Raw genomic sequence first — 23,422 nt, forward strand, 5'->3', positions numbered from 1 at the left:
GCGACGGAACGCTGCCGCCGGGCGGTGCGTTGGTATTGAAGAGGGGCGTTGCCCCTCTCCAAACCTCACCCCGCCAGGGGGCTGGGGCCCCTGGACCGCAATCGTTTGGCGCCGGGCACGACGGTTGGAAGGACGAGGAGGTCGCGTGGTGCATGGCGCCCGGAATCGATCCAGGGCGCCGGGCATCGCGCGAGGTTCGCGTTTCGCAGCGCCCACCATGCCCGACACCCGGTGAAGGTTTCCAAAGGCCCTTCGGCCTTTGGTGGGGTGAGGTCCGGAGAGGGGCAAAGCCCTTCTCCGGCACCCCCCGACGCCCCCGCCTGCCGCAGGCCAGCGCATGATCCCCGAACTCGGTCACTTCGCGCTTGCCCTGGCCTGCATCATCGCGGTCGTGCAATCGGTGCTGCCGGTCGTCGGCGCGGCGCGGCGGGATGCGCGCTGGATGGCGACGGCGGTGCCGCTGGCGCTTGGGCAATTGGTGGCGATCGGGGCGGCCTTCGGCGCGCTGCTCTGGGCCTATGCGGTGAACGACACGACGGTCGCGAACGTCGTCGCGAACAGCCATTCCGCGAAGCCGCTGATCTACAAGTTCTCCGGCGCCTGGGGGAACCATGAGGGCTCGATGCTGCTCTGGGTCCTCATCCTCGCGATGTGCGGGGCTGCCGTGGCGGTGTTCGGGCGGGACTTGCCGACGGCGCTGAAGGCGCGGGTGATCGGCGTGCTGGGCTGGGTGGCCATCGGGTTCCTGCTGTTCATCATCTTCACTTCGAACCCCTTCGACCGGGTCTGGCCGCCGCCGGCGGATGGGCGCGGGCTGAACCCGGTGCTGCAGGACCCGGGCCTCGCGATGCATCCGCCGACGCTGTACCTGGGCTATGTCGGCTATGCGGTGACCTTCGCCTTCGCCGTCGCGGCGCTGCTGGAAGGGCGCGTCGATGCCGCCTGGGGCCGCTGGGTGCGGCCCTGGGCGCTGGGCGCGTGGTGCTTCCTGACGGTCGGCATCACCATGGGGTCCTGGTGGGCCTATTACGAGCTCGGCTGGGGCGGCTACTGGTTCTGGGACCCGGTGGAGAACGCCTCGCTGCTGCCCTGGCTGGCCGGCACCGCGCTGCTGCATTCGGCGATCGTGGTGGAGAAGCGCGACACGCTGAAGGTCTGGTCGGTGCTGCTCGCCATTCTCGCTTTCGCGATGTCCCTGCTCGGCACCTTCCTGGTGCGGTCGGGCGTGCTGAACAGTGTGCATGCCTTTGCCAGCGATCCGACGCGCGGCGTGTTCATCCTGGCGCTGCTGATGGTCTACGTCGCCGGCGCCTTCGCGCTGTTCGCCTGGCGCGCGCCGAAGCTGGCGCCGACCGGCATCTTCGCGCCAATCTCGCGCGAGGGCGCGCTGGTGCTGAACAACCTGCTGATCTGCTCGATCGCGGCGGTGGTGCTCGCGGGCACGCTGTGGCCGCTGTTCGCGGATATCCTGATGGGGGCGAAGATCTCGGTCGGGCCGCCGTTCTTCAACACGGCAACGGCGCCGCTGGCCATCCCGCTCGTGATCGCCATGCCGATCGGCGCGATGCTGCCATGGAAGCGAGCCGACGTCTGGGGGGCTTTGCAGCGGTTGTGGTGGGCGGCGTCAGCGGCGCTGCTGATCGGGCTGCTGTCCCTGGCGGTCGTCGGTTATCCCGTGTGGCCGGCGCTCGGCATAACGCTCGCCGCGTGGCTGGTGGTCGGCGCAGCGGCGGATATCGCCGACCGCATCGCGCTGTTTCGCCGCCCGACGCAGGCGTGGCGCCGCGCGCTCGGCCTGCCGCGCGCCGCCTGGGGCGCGGCCATCGCACATGGCGCGGTCGGCATCTCGATCGCCGGCATCGCCGGGATGGGTGTCGCGACAGATACGCTGGTGCAGCTCAACGCGGGGCAGAGTACGCGCCTCGCCGGCTATGAATGGCGCATGGACGGCGTGTCGGACGTGACGGGGCCGAACTACCGCTCGCGCCGCGCCACGGTGACAGTGCTGCGCGACGGCGCGGTGGTCACGGTGCTCCACCCCGAGCGCCGGACCTTCATCGTCGACAACCAAACCACGACGGAGGCCGCCATCCACACCAACGCGATGCGCGATCTCTACGCCGTGCTCGGCGAGGAACGTGACGGCGCCGCCGTTCTGCGCCTGCATCACAATCCGTTCGCGCCCTGGATCTGGTTCGGCGGGCTGGCGATGGCCCTCGGCGGCATGCTGTCGCTGTCGGATCGCCGCCTGCGCGTGGCGGCCCCCGCGCCCAAGGCTGCGACGGTGCCGGCATGAGCGACGCCCCTGCCCCGCGCAGCCGGCGCTGGATGCTGTACACGCCGCTGGCCTTGGCCGGCGCCGCCGGCGCGGGATTCTGGGTGATGCTGCGCGGGCTGCAGACCGGCGACTACGATCCGCGCGGCGTGCCATCGGCGCTGATCGGCCGTGGTGTGCCCGAATTCAGCCTGCCTGCGGTCGAGGGTTCCGACCGCCCGGCGCTGTCCGCCGCCGATCTGCGCGGCCCACTGCCGCGGCCGGTACTGGTAAACTTCTGGGCGTCCTGGTGTGTGCCGTGCATCGTCGAACACCCGCAACTGATGGCGCTGTCCCGCGAAGGCGTGCCGGTGCTCGGCATCAACTACAAGGACAAGCCGGAGGACGCGCTCGCGTTCCTCGCCCGGCGCGGCGATCCCTACACGCGGCTGGGCCGGGACGAGCCGGGGCGCGTCGCCATCGACTGGGGGCTGTATGGCGTGCCGGAGACGTATCTGATCGACCGGCAGGGCATCATCCGCTGGCGCTACGCGGGGCCGGTGACGCCCGAAGTGGTAGCGCAGGATCTGCGGCCGCTGCTGCGGCGGTATGCGTGATGGGCGGCGACTGTCCGAACGGGGAGGGCTCTGCCCTCCCCGAGACCCCTCCCGCCAAAGGCCGAAGGGCCTTTGGAAACCTTGACTTGGCGCTGCGCGGGCAGGTTGGCTCCCGTCTGGACAAGGCCCGCACTGCGCAAGGGTGGCTTCCGACATCCGTCCCACCGACGGCGCCCGATGCCAGGTCGAGGTTTCCAAAGGCCCTTCGGCCTTTGGTGGGGTGGCCTGGTGGGGCAAGGCCCCTCCAACTTCTCTTCTTCCTCGTCGCTCTCCCGGCCCTCGCCGCCGTAGGTCGCCCCGAAGACCGACTGGCCGACCCGGCGCTCGAAACGCGCGCCGAGGCCATCGGTCGCGACCTGCGCTGCATGGTCTGCCAGAACCAGTCGATCGAGGACAGCGACGCCGACCTTGCGCGCGACCTGCGGCGCATCGTGCGCGAGCGGGTCGCGGCGGGCGACAGCGACGGCGCGGTGGTGACCTACGTCCATGCCCGCTACGGCGATTTCGTCCTGCTGCGGCCGCCGTTCAATCCGGTGACGGCGCTGCTCTGGGCCATGCCGGCGATCGCGTTCGGGGGCGGGCTGCTGGTGATCCTCGCGCGGCGGCGGCGGGCCGCGGCACGGCTGGAGCCGTCGCCACTGAGCGAGGCGGAACGCCGCCGGCTCGATGAGCTGGAGCGTGGCGACGCCGCATGACGATCTGGATCCTGCTGGCGCTCGTCGCGCTGGCGGCGCTGTTGCCGCTGGCGCTTGCCCTCTGGCGCCCAAGGGCAGCGCGCGGCCGGCGGGAGGCCGACATGGCGCTTTACCGTGCGCAGCTCACCGAGCTCGATCGTGAACGCGAGGCGGGCCGGTTGGATGAGGCGGGGCACAGGGCCGCCAGGCTTGAGGTGCAGCGCCGGCTGATTGCCGCCGCCGACCAGTCGGAAGCGTTGGCGACGACAGCGCGTGGCGGCGGGGCCGTGCTGCTGCTGGTGCCGATGATGATCGCGGCCGGACTCGGCCTGTATCTGCTGCGCGGCACGCCGGGCATGCCATCTGCGACCTATGCGGAGCGCGCGGCGGTGATGGCGCGGGACGAGCAGATCCTGGCCATGCTGCGGGCACGGCTGGAGGCGCTCGATCCGCAGAGCCCGCAGGCGCGGCAGGGGTGGATCCTGCTCGGTAACGCCGAACGGGGGCGTGGGCGCAGCGAGGCGGCGATCGCCGCCTGGCGCCGCGCCATCGAGGCCCACTTCGACGCATCGCTCGCGGCCGAGATCGCGGAGCTGGAGATCGAGCGCGGCGCGCCAGCGGAGGCCACGCCATGGATCGCCCGCGCGCTGACGGAGGTACCGAACGACCCGCGCCTGCGCTTCCTGGCCGGGCTGGTCGAGGTGGAATCGGGCCGGCCGGCGAATGCCCGGGCGCTCTGGCAGGCACTGCTGACGGATACGCCGGCCGATGCGCCGTGGCGCGGCATGCTGGAACGGCGGCTGAACGCACTGCCCTGAGTCGGACGGGCCGCCGGTTGTTCGGCGTCACATCGGAGGCGCGCCTTCGGCACGGCTGGCGACCCTGATACTTGCCACGGTTGCCGTTGGATGGGCTTTGCCCCTCCAAACCACCCCAGCAAAGGCCGAAAGGCCTTTGCAAACCTCTACCTGGCGCCGGGCGCCATGGCGAAGAATGGTGTCGAGCCCCGCTTTCGCGCGCGAAGGGGCTCCAGGCGGTGCCAACGAACCCGTTGTGCCCGACGCCAACAGATTGCGGTCCAGGGGGTCCAACCCCCTGGCGGGGTGGTTCGGAGGGGCGGTGCCCCTCCGATCTCCGACAGCGACTATCAGACGCTGAACTCGACCGACCGCAAGGGCTCCTACGACGCCGTCGTTGCGCATATCTTCCGCAATGCCAGCCATTCCTCTGGTGTCAGTGCGGGCATCGTCACCGCGGCGCCGCGGCGGGCGCGCAACGCCGTGGCGCGTTCTGCCGGGTCCGGGTGGGTGTCGAGGTAACCCGCCACGGACCCGCGTGGCCCGCGCCCCGCCATGCGCTCGAAGAAGCGGGCGAGCCCTTCCGCATCGATGCGGCTGCGTGCCAGCACGTCGGCGGCGAAGTCGTCGGCCTCCGCTTCGAAGCCGCGCGTGTAGGAGACGCTGACGAGAAGCGTCGCCGCGACCGCGCCGAAATCCGATCCACCCATGAGGATCGAGACGAAGGCCCCGACGCCGATGGCGCGCGCGACGTTCCGCAGGCCGTGGCGGTGGTACAGGTGCCCGAACTCATGGGCCAGCACGCCAGCCACCTCGTCCGGCGAGGACGCGGCATAGATCAGCCCGCGATGGATGATGACCTGCCGGCCCGGCGCGGCGAAGGCGTTGACCACGCCGCTGTCGAGCACCTGCACGGCCGGCGCCGTGGGCAAGCCGGCGGTTTCAGCCAAGCGCGTGCTCAACCGGTCGAGCACCGCCACACCCTGCGGCGCGACGCAGCGCCGCGTCCCCTGGGTGATCGACGCGGCGATGCTGTCGCCGAGCCGCTGCTCCCAGGTCGCGGGAACCGTGCGCGCGACGGTATCGGCCAGCGGCGGCCAGCCGAACCACAGCGTCGCGCCGAGCAGCGGCACCGCGAAAGCGGTCACGGCGGCGCGTCGCCACCGGGCCGCCTTCTCGTCCTTCCGCCACGGCGCCAGCGCCATGTCGAGGGCCGCAATCATGGCCGGATCGCTCACCACCAGCCGTTGCGCCGCGCCGGCACGGGCGATGCGCAGTTCCCAGGGCATCCGGTCGATCTCGCGCAGCGACGCGACCGGCCAGTCCTGGGTCGCGCCGTCCGCACGCCTCAACCTCAAGCCTTCGGCGAAAAGCTGAGCCTGGACAGGGATCGGCACGGCCGTCATGCCATCGTGCAGCAAGGCGGAAGACGCGGTCACAGGCCGATCCCCGCGCCGCCGGCGTCGAGGATGTTGGCCAGCCCCTCCGCATTCAACTGGCCCAGCACCGCCTGACGGGCCGGGGATACATCGGGGTAGCGCTCGGCCCAGAGCCGACGGGTGAGGAACTCGACACGGCGGCGCACCACCACCGGATAGAGCAGGCCGAGGCTGATCCACATCAGGAACAGGTTGCCGAGTTGCAGCCTCGCGACCGACCATCCCGTGACATCGGACAGCGCCAACCGCGCGCCGCCGAAGGCGAGGTTCTGCCACCGCCAGCGCATGGCCGCCGCAGCGAAGGAGAACCAGGCGAGCATCAGCAGCGGCGAGACCAGCGCGAGCAGCCCGAGGCTGGCGATGGCCAGCTTGCCCACCGCGATGGCGACCTGTTCGGGCGCCGGTGCGGGGGTGCCGCCCATCTGGCGCAGCGTGTCGAAGGCATCCGACTGCCACAGCACCGCGACGGCGACGCCGGCCGCCCCCACGCTGAGCAGCGCCAGGATGTAGCTGGCGAGGAACGGCCGCAGGATCTGCCGCGCCCGGCCGGTGAAGATGAAGGGCTGAGTGCCGAGATTCAGGCGGCCGAGCGACCATCGTGCCTCCGCCGCCAGCCCCCAGGGCCGCGCGATGCCAAGGGTCAGCAGGGTGGCGAGGAACCACAGGAACTGCACCCGCGCGCAGCGCCAGGGGGAACCGGTGACGACGAGCCGGATGCCCCGCCAGATGGTTCGGCTGGCCAGGTACCGGCGCGCCGCATGCCGGCCCGCCGCCAACAGGAACAGCAGGATGGCGAACTGCGTGACCGGCACGGCCACGGCCAGCCACGGATGCAGCACGCGCAGGAATTCCCCCGCGATACCGAGCAGCCATAGCGGCACCAGCAGCAGCAGCACGATCAGGAAGCCGCGAAACAGCTCCCCGCCCGTGCCGGCATATTCCAGCCGATCGCCCAGGACCGCGAGGTGCGTCCACACGTAGCGGCGGATCCGCACGATCCCCCAGAAGCGGTAGATGCCCAGCGTCAGCACGCCGAGCAACAGGTTGCCGAAGAAGATGCCGAACAGGCGCCCCTCCCGCCCGCCCCAGGCCATCGGCTGGCCAGGAATGGCGTGACCCGCCGGCAGGGCGGGGGCGTGGGCCGGCGGTTGGTCAAGCATGTCCCGGTTCGGTGCGTCCTCGCCCGCCATCATGCGCGAGCAGGCACGATCATGCACCCGGAAGCTCGCCGTCGCCATTCCGCCACCATCGTCGCGGTTCCGCCGCATTGGCCACGAGAAGACCTCGCCACCGTCGCAGACCCGCCGCGCCCCGGGTGCGGAATTCGTCCTGCGCCACCCGATCAGCGGTGCGCCACTCGGAAGAAAAGGACGGTCTTATGCGCAAGACGATCACTACGGGCCTTCTCGCCACCGGCCTCGCTCTCGCCACCCTTCCTGCCTTCGCCCAGGGCGGCACCCCCGCCGCGAGCGCCCCGGCCCCGGCTGCGCAGACCCAGCCGCGCACGACGCCGCCCACCCAGGCGGCCCGCCCGGCCACCCCGTCCAACCCGGGCGGCAGCGCGACCGCCGGCACCACGCAGCGGCCCGCCACCCCGGCCGCACCGCAGGCCGGGACGACCGCGCCGCGCAACGATCAACGCAGCCAGACCACGCCGGCGCCGACGCGGACCAACTGAGGAGGGGAGTTGGAGAGGGGCTTTGCCCCTCTCCAAACCTCACCCCACCAAAGGCCGAAGGGCCTTTGGAAACCGATACGGGCGCTGGGTCGGGGGACGATGCTCCATTTTGGAGCGCCCGTCGGACACCCTGCGCCGATAGATCCCGCTGGCGCTTTCCGAACGGCGTCGCCCGTGCCCATACGCGACGTCTGGGGTTCCAGAGCCCCATCGGCTTTCGGTGAGGACCGTTCGGCGGCGCACGACAAAAGAAAACCCCCGGAACCTTGCGGCTCCGGGGGCTTTTCAAACCGTCACGCCGTCAGGCGTGCCGGGATCACTCCTCGCCGGCCATCTCGCGACGGCGGCGGATCGCCGCGCCGAGGATGTCGCCCAGCGACGCGCCGCTGTCGGCGGAGCCATATTCGCGCATCGCCTCGCGCTCCTCCTCGATCTCCTTGCCCTTGATGGTCAGGGCCAGGCGACGGGCGGCGCGGTCCACGGCGGTGACGCGGGCGTCCACCTTCTCGCCGATCGCGAACTTGTCCGGGCGCTGGTCGGCGCGGTCACGGGCGAGTTCGGCGCGGCGGATGAAGCCGGTCAGCACGTCGTCGACCTTCACCTCGATGCCGTTGGCCTCGACCTTCGTCACCACGCAGGTGACGATGTCGCCCTTGCGGACGCGGTCCAGAACCTCAGCAGCCGGGTCGGCCTCAAGCTGCTTGATGCCGAGGGAGATGCGCTCCTTCTCCACATCGACGTCGAGCACCTTCGCCTTGATGACCTGGCCCTTGTTGTAGGCGTTCATCGCGGTCTCGCCGGCCTCGTCCCAGGACAGGTCGGACATGTGGACCATGCCGTCGATGTCCGGGCCGACGCCGATGAACAGGCCGAACTCGGTGATGTTGCGGATCTCGCCCTCGATCACGTTGCCCGGCGGATGGGCTTCGAGGAACAGCTCCCAAGGATTGCCCTGGGCCTGCTTCAGGCCGAGCGAGATGCGGCGCTTCGGCTCGTCCACGTCGAGGATCATCACGTCCACCTGCTCGGAGGTCGAGACGATCTTGCCCGGATGGACGTTCTTCTTCGTCCAGGACATCTCGGACACGTGCACGAGGCCCTCGACGCCCGGCTCCAGCTCCACGAAGGCGCCGTAGTCGGTGATGTTGGTGACGCGGCCCGAGAACTTCGCGTTCACCGGGTACTTCAGCGCTACGCCGTCCCACGGGTCGGACATCAGCTGCTTCATGCCGAGGGAGATGCGCTGGGTCTCGCTGTTGAAGCGGATGACCTGCACCTTCACCGGCTGGCCGATGGTCAGGGCCTCGGACGGGTGGTTGATGCGGCGCCACGCGATGTCGGTGACGTGCAGCAGGCCGTCGACGCCGCCCAGGTCCACGAAGGCGCCGTAGTCGGTGATGTTCTTCACCACGCCGTCGAGGATCATGCCTTCCTTGAGGCCCTGGATCAGCTCGCTGCGCTGCTCCGCACGGGTCTCCTCAAGCACCGCACGGCGCGAAACGACGATGTTGCCACGGGCGCGATCCATCTTGAGGATCTGGAAGGGCTGGGGCGAGCCCATCAGCGGGCCGACATCGCGGACCGGACGGATATCGACCTGGGAGCCGGGAAGGAAGGCCACCGCACCGCCGAGGTCGACGGTGAAGCCGCCCTTCACGCGGCCGAAGATCACGCCGTTCACGCGCTGGTTCGCCTGGAACGACTTCTCGAGGTTGGTCCAGGCCTCCTCGCGGCGGGCCTTCTCGCGGGACAGGACGATCGAGCCGTCCCGGTCCTCGTAGCGCTCGACGAACAGCTCGATCAGGTCGCCCGGCTTCACCTCGGCCTTCTGGCCGGGGGCGGCGAACTCCTTGAGCGGCACGCGGCCTTCGCTCTTGAGACCGACATCGACGACCGCGACATCGTCATCCACCCGGATGACCTTGCCCGTGACGACCGAGCCGGCAAAGCCGGTGTCCGCGCCCAGCGTTTCATCGAGAAGGGCGGCGAAATCCTCGCTACCCACGCGGTCGGCGGTAATGGTTGCCATGCAGTTCTTTGCTTTCCGGAGATCGACCCGCCGCGCAGCGGCGGGGATGCGGCCTGCGCGCCCGCCAGTGGCGGGAACGACTTGACCCGGCGCGCCATACACGGCTGCGAACACAGGTCCGATGGATGAGCGCGTAACGGTTCGCCCAGGTTCCGGCCCCGCGGACGGGGCGTTGCCATCCCGGAAACCCAGGAAGGCAGGGCGCGCATAGGCTTCGACAGAAAAAGAGTCAAGCAGAAGCGGCATCCGGGATCCGGCGAGGGCGCCAAACATGGCAGCGACACCCCGCCCGGATCACGATCCGTGAGCGCAAAGCGCGATCGCGCCCGGCAGCGGAAGGCGCGAAGGCAAGGCCGGCGGATGCCGGCCGCCCGCCGTCTGAGGGTCAAACAACGTCGCTATCCAACGGTCGTCGGAGGCGGCCGTTAGATAGCGGTGGCGTTTTACCCTGATCCGCGCCATATGGGCGCCCGGCGATGACCGGCCGGATGCCGGCGCGCCAATCGCCGCGACCGCGGCGGGCCTATCAGAGAGCCGCAGGACCCCTCGATCGGACCGGCGCGGCGTTTCCGGCCACATGGGCGGCCTTCCCGTCGCGCGACCCGCGATGGGCCCACCCCATGCCGCCCGAGACGCCGAGCAATCCGGACGTCCAGACCCTTCGGACCGCTTCTGCTAAGCCCTCCGCATCGCATTCCGGGGTCCGATGGGGCCCATCAGCCCATGCCGCCGCCCGCGAAGGTCGGGCGGGCATGGACCTGCGGTGCCGGTCGGCGCCGCATCCGAGAGGACGACAGATGTTCGAAAACTACTTCCGCAAGGAAATCGCCTGGGGCGGCAAGACCCTGGTGCTCGAGACCGGCAAGATGGCACGTCAGGCCGATGGCGCCGTGGTGGCCCGCCTGGGCGACACCATCGTGCTGTGCACCGCGGTCGGCGCGCGCTCGGTGAAGCCCGGCCAGGACTTCTTCCCGCTGACGGTGAACTACCAGGAAAAGACATATGCCGCCGGCAAGATCCCGGGCGGCTTCTTCAAGCGCGAAGGCCGTCCGTCCGAGTTCGAGACGCTGACCTCACGCCTGATCGACCGGCCGATCCGCCCGCTGTTCCCGGATGGATTCCGCAACGAGGTCCAGGTCGTCGCGACGGTGCTGTCGCATGACCTCGAGAACGAGGCGGACATCGTCGCGATGGTCGGCTGCTCGGCCGCGCTGACGCTGTCGGGCATTCCGTTCTTCGGCCCGATCGCCGGCGCGCGCGTCGGCTACATCGGCGGTCAGTACGTGCTGAACCCGACCGCCGATCAGCGGAAGGAAAGCGCGCTGGATCTCGTCCTCGCCGGCACCGCCGAAGGCGTGCTGATGGTGGAATCCGAGGCGAGCGAACTGACCGAGGAGGTGATGCTCGGCGCCGTCGAGTTCGGCCACAAGTCGTTCGCGCCCGTGCTCCAGGCGATCATCGAGCTGGCCGAGGTCGCCGCGAAGGAACCCTGGGCCGTCCCCGAGGAATCCGACGCGACTAAGGCGCTGAAGGCGCGCATCGCGGAACTCGGCCGCGCGGACATGGCGGTCGCCTACACCGAGACGCAGAAGCTGCTCCGCCAGGAGAAGGTCGGCGCGGTGAAGAAGGCCGTGGCCGCGGCCCTGGAAGCCGAGGGCGCCGACGTCGCCGCGGCCAAGGGCCTGCTGAAGGAGCTGGAGGCGGACGTCGTCCGCAACAACATCCTCGACACCGGCAAGCGCATCGACGGTCGCGACACCCGCACGGTCCGCCCGATCATGGCGGAAGTGGGCGTGCTGCCGCGCGCGCATGGTTCGGCGCTGTTCACCCGTGGCGAGACGCAGTCGCTCTGCGTCGCGACGCTGGGCACCGGCCAGGACGAGCAGATCATCGACGCCCTCGCGGGCGAATACCGCGAGGACTTCATGCTGCACTACAACTTCCCTCCGTACTCCGTGAACGAGACGGGCCGCATGGGCTCCCCGGGCCGGCGTGAAGTGGGCCATGGCAAGCTCGCCTGGCGCGCGATCCACCCGCTGCTGCCGGAGAAGGAGAAGTTCCCGTACACCATCCGCGTGGTGTCGGAGATCACGGAATCCAACGGCTCCTCCTCGATGGCCACTGTCTGCGGCACCTCGCTGTCGATGATGGATGCGGGTGTGCCGCTGAAGCGCCCCTGCGCCGGTATCGCCATGGGCCTGATCAAGGAAGACCGCGGCTTCGTCGTGTTGTCCGACATTCTGGGCGACGAGGACCACCTCGGCGACATGGACTTCAAGGTGGCCGGCACGGAGCAGGGCATCACCTCGCTCCAGATGGACATCAAGATCACGTCCATCACCTTCGAGATCATGAAGATCGCGCTGGAGCAGGCGAAGGATGGCCGCCTGCACATCCTGGGCGAGATGGCGAAGGGCCTGTCGGGCAATCGTTCGGACGTGGCCGCGACCGCGCCGCGCATCACCGTGATCAACGTTCCGAAGGACAAGATCCGCGACGTGATCGGGTCGGGCGGCAAGGTGATCCGCGAGATCACGGAGCAGACCGGCACCAAGATCGACATCGAGGATGACGGCACCATCAAGGTGGCCGCGACCTCGACCGAGGCGGCGCAGAAGGCGATCGACTGGATCCGCGGCATCGTGGCGGAGCCGGAAGTCGGCGTCATCTACAATGGCAAGGTCGTGAAGACCGCCGATTTCGGCGCCTTCGTGAACTTCCTCGGCGCGAAGGACGGTCTCGTCCACATTTCCGAGCTCGCGCAGGATCGCGTGAACAAGACCACCGATGTCGTGAAGGATGGCGACCAGGTGAAGGTCAAGGTCATCGGCTTCGATGACCGCGGCAAGGTGAAGCTGTCCATGCGCGTGGTCGACCAGGCGACGGGCGCGGACATCACCGAGCAGGTCGGCGCGAAGCGCCCGCGCGAGGACGGCGACCGCCCCGAGCGCGGCGAGCGTCGCGAGCGCAGCGACCGCGGCCCGCGCCGCGACCGTGGCGGCGAAGCCGCCGACTGACACAGCGTAACGGCGCGGCCGGGACCCTGCACAGCAGGCCCGGCCGATGCCATATTTCGGTCATGTCGTTTCCGGGAGCGCCCGTCTCTTGAAGGCCATCAACGCGATCCGCATGGGCGGCGTCGAGGTCCTGCCTCTGGTCGAAGGCGGAAAGGGGGTCTCCGTGTCCAACGGGGCTTCCTGCGGCGCCTGGGCGGCCTCGGGCGGCGTCGGCACGTTCTCGGCGGTGAACGCAGACAGCTATGATTCCGCCGGCAATCCGGTTCCGCAGGTCTATCACGGCAAGACGCGCCGCGACCGGCATGAGGAACTGGTCCGCTATGCCATCGACGGCGCGATCACCCAGGCGAAGAAGGCCTGGGAGATGGCAGGCGGCAAGGGCCGCATCCACGCAAACATTCTGTGGGAGATGGGCGGGGCGGAGCGCGTCGCGCGAGGCATGCTCGAAGGGGCCAAGGGCCTGATCCACGGCATCACCTGCGGCGCCGGCATGCCCTATCGCCTCGCCGACATCGCGCGCGACTACGGCGTGCACTACTACCCCATCGTTTCCTCCGGCCGCGCCTTCAGCGCGTTGTGGAAGCGCGCCTACCACAAGACCCGGGAATGGCTGGGCGGCGTGGTCTATGAGGACCCCTGGCTCGCCGGCGGCCATAACGGCCTGTCGAATTCCGAGAATCCGAAGGTTCCCGAAGCGCCCTATGCCCGCGTGCTGAAACTGCGGCAGCAGATGCGCGAATTCGGCCTCGACGACACGCCCATCATCATGGCCGGCGGCGTCTGGTGGCTGGAGGAGTGGGAGGACTGGATCGACAATCCCGAGCTCGGGCCCGTCGCCTTCCAGTTCGGCACCCGCCCGCTGCTGACGAAGGAAAGCCCGATCCCGGATAGCTGGAAGCAGCGGCTGCTGACCCTGAAGAAGGGCGACGTGCTGCTGCAGCCCTTCTCGCCGACCGGCTTCTATTCCTCCGCCGTCCGCAACGAATTCCTGCAGGAACTGGAAGACCGCAACGAGCGGCAGGTAGCCTTCACCTCGGAGCCGATCGGCGAGCACCTCGCCGAGTACGGCGTCGGGCCGCGCAAGCGCATCGTGTATGTCACGCCACACGACCTGGCGCGCATCAACCACTGGGAAGCCGAGGGCTTCATCGAGGCGATGCGCACCCCCGACAACACGCTGATCTTCGTGACCCCGGACAAGTCGCGGGAGATCGTGAAGGACCAGGTGGACTGCATGGGCTGCCTTTCCCAGTGCCGGTTCAGCAACTGGTCGCAGCACGAACCCGAATACTCGAACGGCAAGAAGGCCGATCCGCGCAGCTTCTGCATCCAGAAGACGCTGCAGGAGGTCGCGCATGACGGCTCGACCGAGCGCAACCTGATGTTCGCCGGGCACAACGCCTATCGCTTCGGCTCCGACCCGTTCTACTCGAATGGCTTTGTGCCGAGCGTGAAGCAGCTCGTCGAACGGATCATGACCGGCCGCTGATGACCCTCACGCTCTATCCCGCCATCGACCTCAAGGGCGGGCAGGTGGTGCGCCTGAAGCGCGGGGAAATGGACCAGGCGACGGTCTATGCAGAGGACCCTGCCGCGCAGGCGCGGGCCTTCGTGCAGGCCGGGTTCGCCTGGGTGCATGTGGTCGACCTCGACGGCGCCTTCGCGGGGAAGCCGGCGAATGAGGCGGCCGTGCGCGGCATCCTCGCCGCCGTGCCCGGCGCGAAGGTGCAGCTCGGCGGCGGCATCCGCAGCATGGCCACCGCCGAGGCATGGCTGTGGGCGGGCGTGACCCGCATCATCCTGGGCAGCGCCGCGTTGAAGGACCCGGACTTCGCGCGCGCGGCCTGCCGCGCCTTCCCCGGCCGCGTCGCGCTCGGCATCGATGCGCGGGACGGCATGGTTGCGACGGAAGGCTGGGCGGAGACGAGCGACGTCACCGCGACCGACCTCGCGCAGCGCTTCGAGGATGCCGGGGCGGCTGCGGTGATCTACACCGACATTGCGCGGGACGGGATGCTGGGCGGGGTGAATGTGGCGTCCACGGCGGCGCTGGCGCGAGCGGTGTCGCTGCCGGTGATCGCGTCTGGCGGTGTTGCCGGCGTCGAAGACCTGACCGCTCTCCGAGATGCCAAAGCCGGCATCGAAGGCGTGATCATCGGCCGCGCGCTGTATGACGGGCGGATCGAGCCGAAGGCTGCGCTGGCGGCGGCCTGAGGCGCGGCCATCCAGCGCGGTCCACGCCTCGGCAAAGCGCGCGCGCCCCGCATCTCGATCGGCCCGATCCCGGGCAGCGCCACCCGCAGTCCGCGCGCCGTCCGCGCCTTTCATTGGCAGCGCGGTTCCGCTGTCCCCGACAGGAGCCTTGGCCTTCGGCGCGCCCGTTCGGTGACGCCACCTTCGGCACGCCGATTCCGCGCATCAGATGCGCTCTCTCTAACCCCACGCTTTACTTGACCCGAGGCATCATTCCGCCGCACTGCCATGGCGCGGAATTCTGGCCCGTCAAGGCGCGCCGTTTCCTCGACAAGATGAAAGGTTATCCTCCTGGTGCTTTCGCTGCGCGTCATTCCCTGTCTCGATGTGAAGGACGGTCGCGTCGTGAAGGGCGTGAACTTTATGGAGCTGCGTGACGCCGGCGACCCTCTGGAACAGGCGCGCGCCTATGACGCCGAGGGCGCGGACGAGGTCACCTTCCTCGATATCACCGCCAGTCACGAGAACCGTGACACCATCCTCGACGTCGTCTCGCGTACCGCGGCCGAGGTTTTTATCCCGCTGACCGTCGGCGGTGGCGTTCGCAGCGTGGAAGACGCCCGCCGCCTGCTGCTGGCCGGTGCCGACAAGGTCTCGATCAATTCGGCGGCGATCGCGGACCCAGACGTCGTGCGCCGTTGCGCCGAAGCCTTCGGCAGCCAGGCCATCGTCGTCGCCATCGATGCGCGGAAGAAGGACGGTGGCGAGGGCTGGGAGGTCTTCACCCATGGCGGCCGCCGTGGCACCGGCATCGACGCGGTGGAATGGGCGAAGCGCGTCGAATCCCTCGGCGCCGGGGAGATCCTGCTGACGTCGATGGATCGCGACGGCACGAAGCAGGGTTTCGACCTGCCGCTGACGCGCGCCGTGCGCGCAGCGATCCGCCTGCCCATCGTCGCCTCGGGCGGCGTCGGCGCGCCGGAGCATTTCATTGATGGCGCGGCAGCCGGTGCGACCGGCCTGCTCGCCGCGTCGGTCTTTCACTACGGGGAATTCAGCATCGCCGATGCCAAGGCTGCGCTCGCCGCGGCCGGACTGCCGGTACGCCACGCCCCGCCTACTAGGAGAGTTGCGTGATGGCGAAGGCAGTCAGGCGGAAGGACGCCCCCAAGAAGAAGCCCGTCGCGAAGAAGGTCGCCGCGAAAACGCCGGCGAAGAAGACGAAGGCGCCGTTGCCGGCCTCGGTGCCGGCTCCCGCCCGCGCCGCGAAGACGAAGCTGCCAAAGGTGCTGCGCAAGGCCGACAAGCGGTTGCTCGCCCCGCTGTCGCCCGCCATCGAAGGGGCGGAAGCCGCGATCCTCGACCGGCTCTGGCAGGTGGTCGAGGATCGCCGGCTGTCCCGCGACACCATGACGTCCCACTCCGCGCGGCTGCTGGCCCGCGGCACCGCCAAGGTCGCCCAGAAGCTCGGCGAGGAAGCGGTGGAGTGCGTCATCGAGGCCGCCACCGGCAATCGCGAGGCGACGGTGCTCGAGAGCGCGGACCTGCTGTACCACCTGATGGTCGTCTGGGTGGATGCTGGCATCTGCCCGCAGGAAGTCTGGGCCGAACTTGCCCGGCGGCAGGGCATTTCGGGCATCGCCGAGAAGGCGGCCCGCCCGCGTGGCATCCTGCGCGCGGCGGGCACAACGAAGCTGCCGTGACACACCGCCTGCGCGAGGCGCGGGCGGCGGATGCCGGGGCGATCGGCGCCCTGCTGCACGATGCCTTCGGCGGCGCGGCCGAGGCCGCACTCGTCGCCGCGCTGCGTCGCGAGACGGGCGCCGTCGTGGCGGAGCTGGTCGAGGAGGACGTCGCGGGCCACGTGCTGTTCACCTGGGCGCCGATCGGCGACGTGCCGGTGGCCGCGCTGGCGCCGCTGGCCGTCGCGGCGCCGGCACGGCGTCAGGGCCTGGGCGCGGCGCTGGTGCGCGCCGGCCTGGCGAGCTGTGCGGATGCCGGCGCCGCTGCCGTGCTGGTGTTGGGCGACCCGGCCTACTACGCCCGCTTCGGCTTCCGGCGGGCGGAGGCGGTGACCGGTGCCCCCTGGTGCGGCCATCCCGCCTTCCAGGCGCTGTCATTGCGGGCTGGGTGGTCCGTGCCGTCCGGGGTCGTGCGCTATCCGCGCGCCTTCGGGACGTAGGGCGCCTTCACCGCACCGGCTTGCGCAACGCCCAGAACGCCACCGCGCCCAACCCGTAGGACGCGACCGACAGCCAGAAGGCCAGCCGGTAGCTTCCGGTCAGGTCGAACAGCAACCCCGCGCCCCACGCGCCGATGCCGGCGCCGAGCCCGGACCCCACGGTGATCACGCCGAGGATCGTGCCCAGGCGCCTCCCGCCGAACAGATCCGCCGTCTTCGCCGTTATCGCCGGGCCGCGCGCGCCCCAGGTGATGCCGAAGAAGCAGGCGTGGATCCACAGCATGATGTGCTGGTCGGGCGCATGGATCAGCAGCGCCGCCGCCGACCCGATCATCGAGATGAGATAGGTGACGATCGCGGCCTTCTCGCGCCCGATCACGTCGGACATGCTGCCGGTGATGATCACGCCGGGCAGCGCCAGCAGCGCGCCGGTGCCGAGCACGAAGGCGGCGTAGAGTGGATCGAAGCCGACGCCCACCGCGAAGGCGATCTGGTGCAGCGACACCAGGAAGGACCCGATGCTCGTCAGCATGTAGACCAGGAACAGCAGCCAAAAATGCGGCGTGCTCATCGCCGCGCGCAGCGTCCATTCGCGCGACGGGCCCGCCGGCGTGGCGGTGCCCGCGGGTGGCGACACCGGCGCCACCGCGCCGGCGCGCCGGAACATCAGCGCGAGCGGCAGGACCAGCACGCCCATCACGCCGGCCTGGATCCAGTAGGCACCGCGCCAGCCATGCGCATCGACCAGGATCTGCGCCAGCGGCGCCGATACCGCGCGTCCGAAGCCGTTGGCGGATTGCAGCACCGAGATCGCCAGCCCGCGCTGGGCGACGAACAGCCGCGAGATCAGCGGCACGAAGACGACCATGCCGATGCAGCCGGCGCCGAAGGTCATCACCACGCCGTAGAGGAACACCATCTGCCACAGCGCCGTCGCCATGGCGCTGCCGACCAGCCCGATGGTCAGCAGCAACCCACCCAGCAGCACCATGCGCATCGCGCCGAGCCGGTCGACCAGCCCACCGACCAGCGGCGACGTGATGCCGCCCACCACCTGGCCCACCGAGTAGGCCAGGCTCGCCTCGGCGCGCGTCCAGGCGAAGTCGGCGATGAAGGCCAGGATGAACACCGTGTAGGCGTGCATCAGGCTCGCGCTGACCGTGAAGGCCAGGAACCCCGCCGCGACGATCAGCCACGCCTGGCGCGACGGGCGGGTGATCACCGCCGGGGTGCCGACCCCGCCCCGATGTCCCACCAGATGCCGGCCATCAGCCCCAGCCCTTCCCGCAGCAGCGGCGCCAGCGCGTGCTCGTCCGGCCCATGCTGGTTGCAGCCGGCATAGGAGTTCGGGATCCAGAGCACCGGCACGCCGAGTTCCTCCATGAAGATGTTCGACGGATTCGAGCCGGACGAGTTCGGGATCACGTTGGGCGCCCGGTTCGCCGTGCGCGCCATCGATCCCGCGACCATCCCCACCCACGGATCGGCGGGATCGGTGCGGGATGCGCCGAACATGTCGCGCTCCATCACCGGGATCACCTCGACCATCGGGAAGCCCTCGGCATCCAGATGGGCGCGGAGCGCGGGGATGACGGCCTCGCCCGGCACGTCGACGGTGTGGCGCACCTGCAGGCGCGCGCGGGCCTCGCCCTGCACGGCGTTGGTGGGCGCGTCGGGGTGCCCGGTGATCTGGGCGAGGACGATCACGCTGGTCCAGGCGAAGATCTTCTCCGACTTCGACAGCCCGGGCTCGCCCCAGTTCGGGTCGGCCCCCGGCAGGCCGGCGATGTCCTCGAAGACGATCTCGCGGGTCGCTTTCAGCACGCTCTCGGGCACGTTCTCCGGCACCCAGCCCTTTACGCGGATGCGGCCCTGCGGGGTCACGATGGTCGCCATCGCATGGGCCAGGATGAAGCCCGGATCGGGCAGGACGCCGCCCCAGTGCCCGGAATGATGGGCGTGGTCGCGCAGGCGCACCGCCAGGTCGAAGGCGACGCCGCCGCGGGCGCCGAGCTTCAGCTCCGGCATGAAGGTCGTCTGGCGGGGACCGTCGAGCCCGATGAAGACGTCGGCTTTCAGCAGTTCCTTGTCGCGTTGCATCAGGCCGCGCAGGCCAGGCGAGCCGACCTCCTCGCCAGTCTCGACGAACACCTTCGCGTTGAAGCCGAGGCTGCCGCGCTCGGCGATGACGGCACGCAGGGCCTCGATGGCGATGAGGTGCTGGCCCTTGTTGTCCACCGTGCCGCGGCCGTACCAGAGCTCGCCGGCCTCAGTGACGGCCCAGGGATCGCGGCCATCCGACCATTTGCCCGCCAGCCCGCGCACCACGTCGCCATGGCCATAGATCAGGACGGTCGGCAGTGCCGGATCCTCGACGCGGGAGGCCAGCATCACCGGGCCGCGGCCGGGGTTGGGGTTCTCCAGCAGGTGCATGGTGAAGCCCATGCCTGCCATCACGCCGGGGAGCACGTCGGCGCAGTAGCGACGGAGGTCAGGCAGGCGATCCGGCATCTGGCTTTCGGTCGGCACCGCGACCAGCCGGCGCAGGTGGTCGAGGTAGGTGCCGTCGTCGTAGAGCGCTTGCGCCGCAGCGATCGCCCCTTCTCGTGTTCCGCCCATCTGGATGCTCCGTCATGCCTTGAGGCAGCGTCGCACCGGTACGGTTGGGGCGGAAGGAGGCCGGCGACGCCGCGCAGGGCCAAATGAGTCGCAAGCCTCTGACATCCCTGACTTAAAGTACTTTAGCCCTTTAAGCCTTTATCGCTTTATCGGCGGCGCGGACGCGACTGCGCCCCGGATGAACGGAACATAACACGAACATTCCCGAGATTCCAGCAGCCCATCTTCGATGCGAAGCACCGCCGTCCTGACCGGCCCCATCCGCCGCGCAAGGCGCCAGGTCGAGGTTTCCAAAGGCCTTTCGGCCTTTGGTGGGGTGGTTTGGAGGGGCAAAGCCCCTCCAACCTTTTACAGCCCGACCAGGTGATTATCCCACCGCAACCGCCCCAGCCATGCCGCGGCCAAGTCCCGCGGTGTCGCCCCTGCGTCCACGAGCGCGACGCGCCCGAGCCCCGACGTCACCACGAAGCCGCCCGGCGCCGCTGCGACGCCGCAGCCATCCGGCATGGCGAAGGAGGAGACGACGCGCCGTGACCGTGCCTCGATCAGCAGGCCGCGCCCGCCGCGGGGGCTGGTCACGGCGATCACCTCGCCGCCCTGCCCGGCGGCGGCGCTGCCGGTGTAGTGGTCGAGGCCGCGCCAGACGTCGTCGGCCGCCTCGAGCTGCGCGAGACCGTCGGCCGTCGTCGCCGCGACTAGGGGCGGGCGTTCGAAGCGCGGGCCTTCGTGCTGCATGGCGACGTAGAGCGCGCCATCCGCATCCAGCGCGAGGTGGCGCAGGGAGAGGGTGCCTTCTTCGCCGTCCAGCGCGCGCTTCGACAGCGCGCGGCCACTCGCTGCGTCGATCAGGGCGATGCCGCTTTCGAAGGTCTCGAGGTCGAGGCGCGTGCGCGGCACGCTCGGATCGGTGCGGATGCCGCCATTCGCGACCCAGAGCGCACGGCCGTCGGGCGTCAGGCGGATGTCGTGCGGATCGGCGCCGCCGGTGGGGAATTCGCCGATGCGGGCAAAGCCGCGCGGCACCGAATAGACGCCGACGACGCCTTCGCCGTCGTCATCGAGCTCGGTGGCGTAGAGCAGGCCGCCATCGGCGGAGAAGCAGCCATGGCCGCAGAACCAGCGGCCGGTCGCGCGCTGCAGCATCTGGCCGACGCGGCCCTGCGTCGGGTGCAGAAGCTGCGCGTAGCTGCCGGGGCGGCGGGCGAACAGCACGGCGATGCCGCCATCGGGCGAGACGGCGGCGCCGTGGCCGCGGGCCGGCAGCGGAATGTCGAAGCGCGGCGAACCGTCCAGCCCAAAGGCCACGGCGCGCCAGCGCCCTTCCTCATCCGCCGCGGCGGAAAGGAAGGCAGGCGTGCTGCCCGGGGTGGGGCCGGACGGCAGGGTGGCGGTGTCGGCCGCGGCGGGTGCAGCCAGGAAGGCGGGCGGGGCGGCGGCGAAGCCGATCAGGCCGAAGACGGCGCGTCGTCCGATGCGGGTCATCAATCGCCATCCATCGAGTTGAAGCCGAGGGGCAGGCCGATCGCCGGCGCGACGCGTTCGGCCAGCAGGCGGCGCAGCGTGCCCAGGGGGCGCAGCAGGTCTTCAACGGCTGCGCGACCGTCGGGCGTCGTGACCGCGACTTCCAGCGACGGGGCGATGCGGCCCGCTGCGGCGACTGCTTCCGCGTAGAGATCGGCGACCTCGCGGGCCAGCGCAGGGTCCGCGGCCTCGGTCATCGGCGCGAAGGTCACGGTCCAGAATTGCTGCTGCGCTGCCAGGGAGGCGCGCACCAGGGCGAGGGATTCGCCGCTGCGCCACGCCTCCGCACGGCGGGGGAATGCTTCGCGCAGCGAGGGGCCGAGCACGCGCGCGACCTCCCGCTCGGCGAGGAATTCCAGCCCGCCGACGACGTTCTTGAACAGCGTCACCACGCCATCGAGCGTCGAGGCATAGCCGCCATCCGGCGTGCCTTCGAGCAACGTGCCGTAGGGCCGCTCACTGCGCGTCCAGGCCTGCAGCATGTCGTCGCCCATGGTGGCGAGGTTCGTGCCGATGGCCGCGAGCAGCACCCGGCGGAAGGGCTGGTCGGCGGCGGCGAGGCGCGGCGCCTCATCCCCGAACAACAGACGCTCGGACGCCGGCAGGCCCTGCGCGGCGACGCGGCCGCGGCGGAAGGCGTCGGGCGTTACCTGCGCGGGATCGGCGGCGCGCAGCAGCTCGCCCATCTCGCGGCCGATGCTGTTGCGGGTGTCGGGGAAGAAGGAAATGCGGAAGCCGCGGTCGAAATCGTCGAGCGGGCCGAAACGCAGATGCCGGATGCGCTGGAAGGCGAGATCCGTCGCGACCCAGGCGCGGCGCGCAGCTTCGGCCTGCGCGGGATCGGCGCGCGCGGCCTCGCTTGCTGTCGCGAAGGCGCGCGCGGCCTCGGCGAAGGCCGTGTAGCCGGGGATGATGTGCTGCGCGACGGCGCGGCGGATGGCGGCGCGCTGCACCGCCTCCACCTCCTGCCCGCGCGCCGCGGCAACCGGCGTGAGGATGAGGGCGGCGAGGACCAGGCGGCGTGTCGGCATCACAGGCTGTCCAGAAAGGCGAGGAGAGCGGCGCGATCGGCGGGCGGGAGGGCGACGACGCGGTCGCGGGCCGCCTGTGCCTCCCCACCATGCCAGAGGATGGCTTCGAGCGCGTTGCGGGCGCGGCCATCGTGGAGCAATTGCGTGTGACCGCTGACCACATGCGTCAGGCCGAGGCCCCAGAGCGGCGGCGTGCGCCACTCGCGGCCGGTCGCGGCGCCCTCGACACGGTCATCCGCGAGGCCATCGCCCATGTCGTGCAGCAGCATGTCGGTATACGGCCAGATGCGCTGCCCGGAATGCTCCGGCCGCCCTTCCACCTGCCCCGTGGTGAAGGAGGGGCGGTGGCAGGCGGAACAGCCGATGTCGCGGAAGATGGCGCGGCCGCGCAGCACCTCGGGCGTCGGCGCCGGACGCGCGGGCACGCCGAGGTTGCGGGCATAGAAGGCGGTCAGGTCGAACAGGCGCGGATCGACCTCCGGCTCGCCGCCATCCGGCGCCTCCCGGCATTCGGTCTGCGCGGTCGTGCATTCGCCATGGCCGCCCGGATGCAGGGTGGTCGACAGGCCCATGTCGGAGCGGAAGGCGTCGGCGATCTGGTCTTCCATGGTCGGCGCCTGCGCCTTCCAGCCGAAGCGGCCGAGCATCATCCGGTCGCCGTGGAAGCCGCTGCGGACGAAGGCCGGGCGGCCGCTGATGCCATCCCCGTTGCGATCATCGGGATCGGCGCCGGCGACGATGTCCGCCTCGGGGATCGCTTCCAGCAGGCCGAGCCCGATCATCGGCGGCGCGATGCGCGGCGACAGCCGCAGCCCCGGCATGGGGTCGCCATAGCCCCAATTGTCGATGCGCCAGTGCGGGCGGCGCAGCTGCGCGACCTCCCCGCCCGCGAGCGGCACGTCCTCCTCGGTCCAGTCGGGGTGCACGCGGCCTTCCGCCGGGTGGCCCTGGATGCCGAAGGTCTGGAGCTGGTGGCCATAGACAGGGTCGAGCGCCCCATCGGCACCGCCGATGCGCAGGAGGAGGGAGGACGCCGCCTCCCCCGGTTCGGGCGGGCGGCCGCGCCCGTCGCGCAGATGGCAGGACTGGCAGGCGCGGGCGTTGTAGAGCGGCCCCAGCCCGTCGGAACTCGTGGTGGAGGAAGGCGAGGACACCCACAGCTTGCGGAACACGCCGTCGCCGACGCGGAAGTCGAGCTGACGATCGAAGGGCAGGTTCCCCGAGGGCAGCGAGAAGGCGCGCGGGTCGCGCGCCACCCGAACGGTGGCAGCGCCGCCCGGCATCAGCTCCGACGGGTCCGGCCCGTCCTGCGCCGCCAGCGCGCCGGCGCAGAGCGCGGCGCAGGCCAGCAGCATCAGCCGCCGCATGGCA

19 protein-coding genes are annotated in these 23,422 nt (G+C 70.4%); 11 read left to right on the plus strand and 8 right to left on the minus strand.

Annotation, left to right across the window (positions count from 1 at the left end; genetic code table 11):
• Positions 1-337 precede the first annotated feature (337 nt).
• Genes GXW78_RS06290 through ccmI form a run of 4 tightly spaced genes read left to right on the plus strand, consistent with a single transcriptional unit; the run spans position 338 to position 4,363 of the window.
• Positions 338-2,296, plus strand: coding sequence for a heme lyase CcmF/NrfE family subunit (locus GXW78_RS06290; RefSeq protein ID WP_211867059.1), 1,959 nt, complete (start codon positions 338-340; stop codon positions 2,294-2,296).
• Positions 2,293-2,871 carry a DsbE family thiol:disulfide interchange protein gene (locus GXW78_RS06295; protein ID WP_211867061.1) on the plus strand — a complete coding sequence of 193 codons (579 nt, stop codon included), beginning with the start codon at positions 2,293-2,295 and terminating at the stop codon, positions 2,869-2,871. Before GXW78_RS06290 ends, GXW78_RS06295 begins: the two co-directional genes overlap by 4 nt.
• Entirely contained in the window at positions 2,871-3,566 is a 696-nt protein-coding gene (locus GXW78_RS06300) for a cytochrome c-type biogenesis protein (RefSeq protein ID WP_211867124.1), read from the plus strand. The genes GXW78_RS06295 and GXW78_RS06300 overlap by 1 nt, the downstream gene beginning before the upstream one ends.
• Complete coding sequence (gene ccmI, locus GXW78_RS06305; protein ID WP_211867063.1) at positions 3,563-4,363, plus strand: c-type cytochrome biogenesis protein CcmI; 801 nt, start codon at positions 3,563-3,565, stop codon at positions 4,361-4,363. Before GXW78_RS06300 ends, ccmI begins: the two co-directional genes overlap by 4 nt.
• A 362-nt stretch (positions 4,364-4,725) precedes the next feature.
• On the opposite strand, the gene GXW78_RS06310 is transcribed toward ccmI, so the two are convergent.
• Together GXW78_RS06310 and GXW78_RS06315 are read right to left on the minus strand one after the other, a co-directional pair.
• On the minus strand, positions 4,726-5,781 hold the full coding sequence (locus GXW78_RS06310; protein ID WP_211867065.1) for a M48 family metallopeptidase: 1,056 nt from the start codon (positions 5,779-5,781) through the stop codon (positions 4,726-4,728).
• Positions 5,778-7,049 carry a DUF898 family protein gene (locus tag GXW78_RS06315; RefSeq protein WP_211867067.1) on the minus strand — a complete coding sequence of 424 codons (1,272 nt, stop codon included), beginning with the start codon at positions 7,047-7,049 and terminating at the stop codon, positions 5,778-5,780. Before GXW78_RS06315 ends, GXW78_RS06310 begins: the two co-directional genes overlap by 4 nt.
• Before the next feature lie 110 nt (positions 7,050-7,159).
• Between GXW78_RS06315 and GXW78_RS06320 the strand changes: the two genes are divergently transcribed.
• Positions 7,160-7,459, plus strand: coding sequence for a hypothetical protein (locus GXW78_RS06320; protein WP_211867069.1), 300 nt, complete (start codon positions 7,160-7,162; stop codon positions 7,457-7,459).
• 316 nt (positions 7,460-7,775) lie between these two features.
• Here the strand turns inward: GXW78_RS06320 and rpsA are convergent, their stop codons facing one another.
• Entirely contained in the window at positions 7,776-9,488 is a 1,713-nt protein-coding gene (gene rpsA / locus GXW78_RS06325; RefSeq protein WP_211867071.1) for a 30S ribosomal protein S1, read from the minus strand.
• Positions 9,489-10,285: 797 nt separating this feature from the next.
• Between rpsA and pnp the strand changes: the two genes are divergently transcribed.
• From pnp to GXW78_RS06355, 6 genes are all read left to right on the plus strand, one after another.
• The gene (gene pnp, locus GXW78_RS06330) at positions 10,286-12,505 is read left to right on the plus strand and encodes a polyribonucleotide nucleotidyltransferase (RefSeq protein WP_211867073.1); all 2,220 of its coding nucleotides are present in this window, start codon (positions 10,286-10,288) and stop codon (positions 12,503-12,505) included.
• A gap of 88 nt (positions 12,506-12,593) precedes the next feature.
• Complete coding sequence (locus tag GXW78_RS06335) at positions 12,594-13,994, plus strand: NAD(P)H-dependent flavin oxidoreductase (RefSeq protein ID WP_211867074.1); 1,401 nt, start codon at positions 12,594-12,596, stop codon at positions 13,992-13,994.
• Positions 13,994-14,719: a 1-(5-phosphoribosyl)-5-[(5-phosphoribosylamino)methylideneamino]imidazole-4-carboxamide isomerase gene (gene hisA / locus GXW78_RS06340; protein ID WP_211867075.1), complete on the plus strand. Its 726-nt coding sequence runs from the start codon at positions 13,994-13,996 to the stop codon at positions 14,717-14,719. Before GXW78_RS06335 ends, hisA begins: the two co-directional genes overlap by 1 nt.
• A 333-nt stretch (positions 14,720-15,052) precedes the next feature.
• Positions 15,053-15,835 (plus strand): imidazole glycerol phosphate synthase subunit HisF, encoded by a 783-nt coding sequence (hisF, locus tag GXW78_RS06345; RefSeq protein ID WP_211867076.1) that lies wholly within the window; start codon positions 15,053-15,055, stop codon positions 15,833-15,835.
• Positions 15,835-16,401 (plus strand): phosphoribosyl-ATP diphosphatase, encoded by a 567-nt coding sequence (locus GXW78_RS06350; protein WP_211867077.1) that lies wholly within the window; start codon positions 15,835-15,837, stop codon positions 16,399-16,401. Before hisF ends, GXW78_RS06350 begins: the two co-directional genes overlap by 1 nt.
• On the plus strand, positions 16,398-16,880 hold the full coding sequence (locus GXW78_RS06355; protein WP_211867078.1) for a GNAT family N-acetyltransferase: 483 nt from the start codon (positions 16,398-16,400) through the stop codon (positions 16,878-16,880). Before GXW78_RS06350 ends, GXW78_RS06355 begins: the two co-directional genes overlap by 4 nt.
• 7 nt (positions 16,881-16,887) lie before the next feature.
• On the opposite strand, the gene GXW78_RS06360 is transcribed toward GXW78_RS06355, so the two are convergent.
• The 5 genes from GXW78_RS06360 to GXW78_RS06380 all read right to left on the minus strand — a co-directional run bounded on the left by GXW78_RS06360 (position 16,888) and on the right by GXW78_RS06380 (position 23,418).
• Positions 16,888-18,102: an MFS transporter gene (locus GXW78_RS06360; RefSeq protein ID WP_211867079.1), complete on the minus strand. Its 1,215-nt coding sequence runs from the start codon at positions 18,100-18,102 to the stop codon at positions 16,888-16,890.
• Positions 18,099-19,499 carry a M20/M25/M40 family metallo-hydrolase gene (locus GXW78_RS06365; protein ID WP_211867080.1) on the minus strand — a complete coding sequence of 467 codons (1,401 nt, stop codon included), beginning with the start codon at positions 19,497-19,499 and terminating at the stop codon, positions 18,099-18,101. Before GXW78_RS06365 ends, GXW78_RS06360 begins: the two co-directional genes overlap by 4 nt.
• 348 nt (positions 19,500-19,847) lie before the next feature.
• Positions 19,848-20,981, minus strand: a complete 1,134-nt coding sequence (locus GXW78_RS06370) for a DUF1513 domain-containing protein (RefSeq protein WP_211867081.1) — start codon at positions 20,979-20,981, stop codon at positions 19,848-19,850.
• Positions 20,981-22,051 (minus strand): imelysin family protein, encoded by a 1,071-nt coding sequence (locus GXW78_RS06375; RefSeq protein WP_211867082.1) that lies wholly within the window; start codon positions 22,049-22,051, stop codon positions 20,981-20,983. Before GXW78_RS06375 ends, GXW78_RS06370 begins: the two co-directional genes overlap by 1 nt.
• Entirely contained in the window at positions 22,051-23,418 is a 1,368-nt protein-coding gene (locus tag GXW78_RS06380) for a di-heme oxidoreductase family protein (RefSeq protein WP_211867083.1), read from the minus strand. The genes GXW78_RS06375 and GXW78_RS06380 overlap by 1 nt, the downstream gene beginning before the upstream one ends.
• Positions 23,419-23,422: the final 4 nt, after the last annotated feature.

It is taken from the genome of Neoroseomonas terrae, from assembly GCF_018129025.1.
GTDB lineage: Bacteria > Pseudomonadota > Alphaproteobacteria > Acetobacterales > Acetobacteraceae > Neoroseomonas > Neoroseomonas terrae.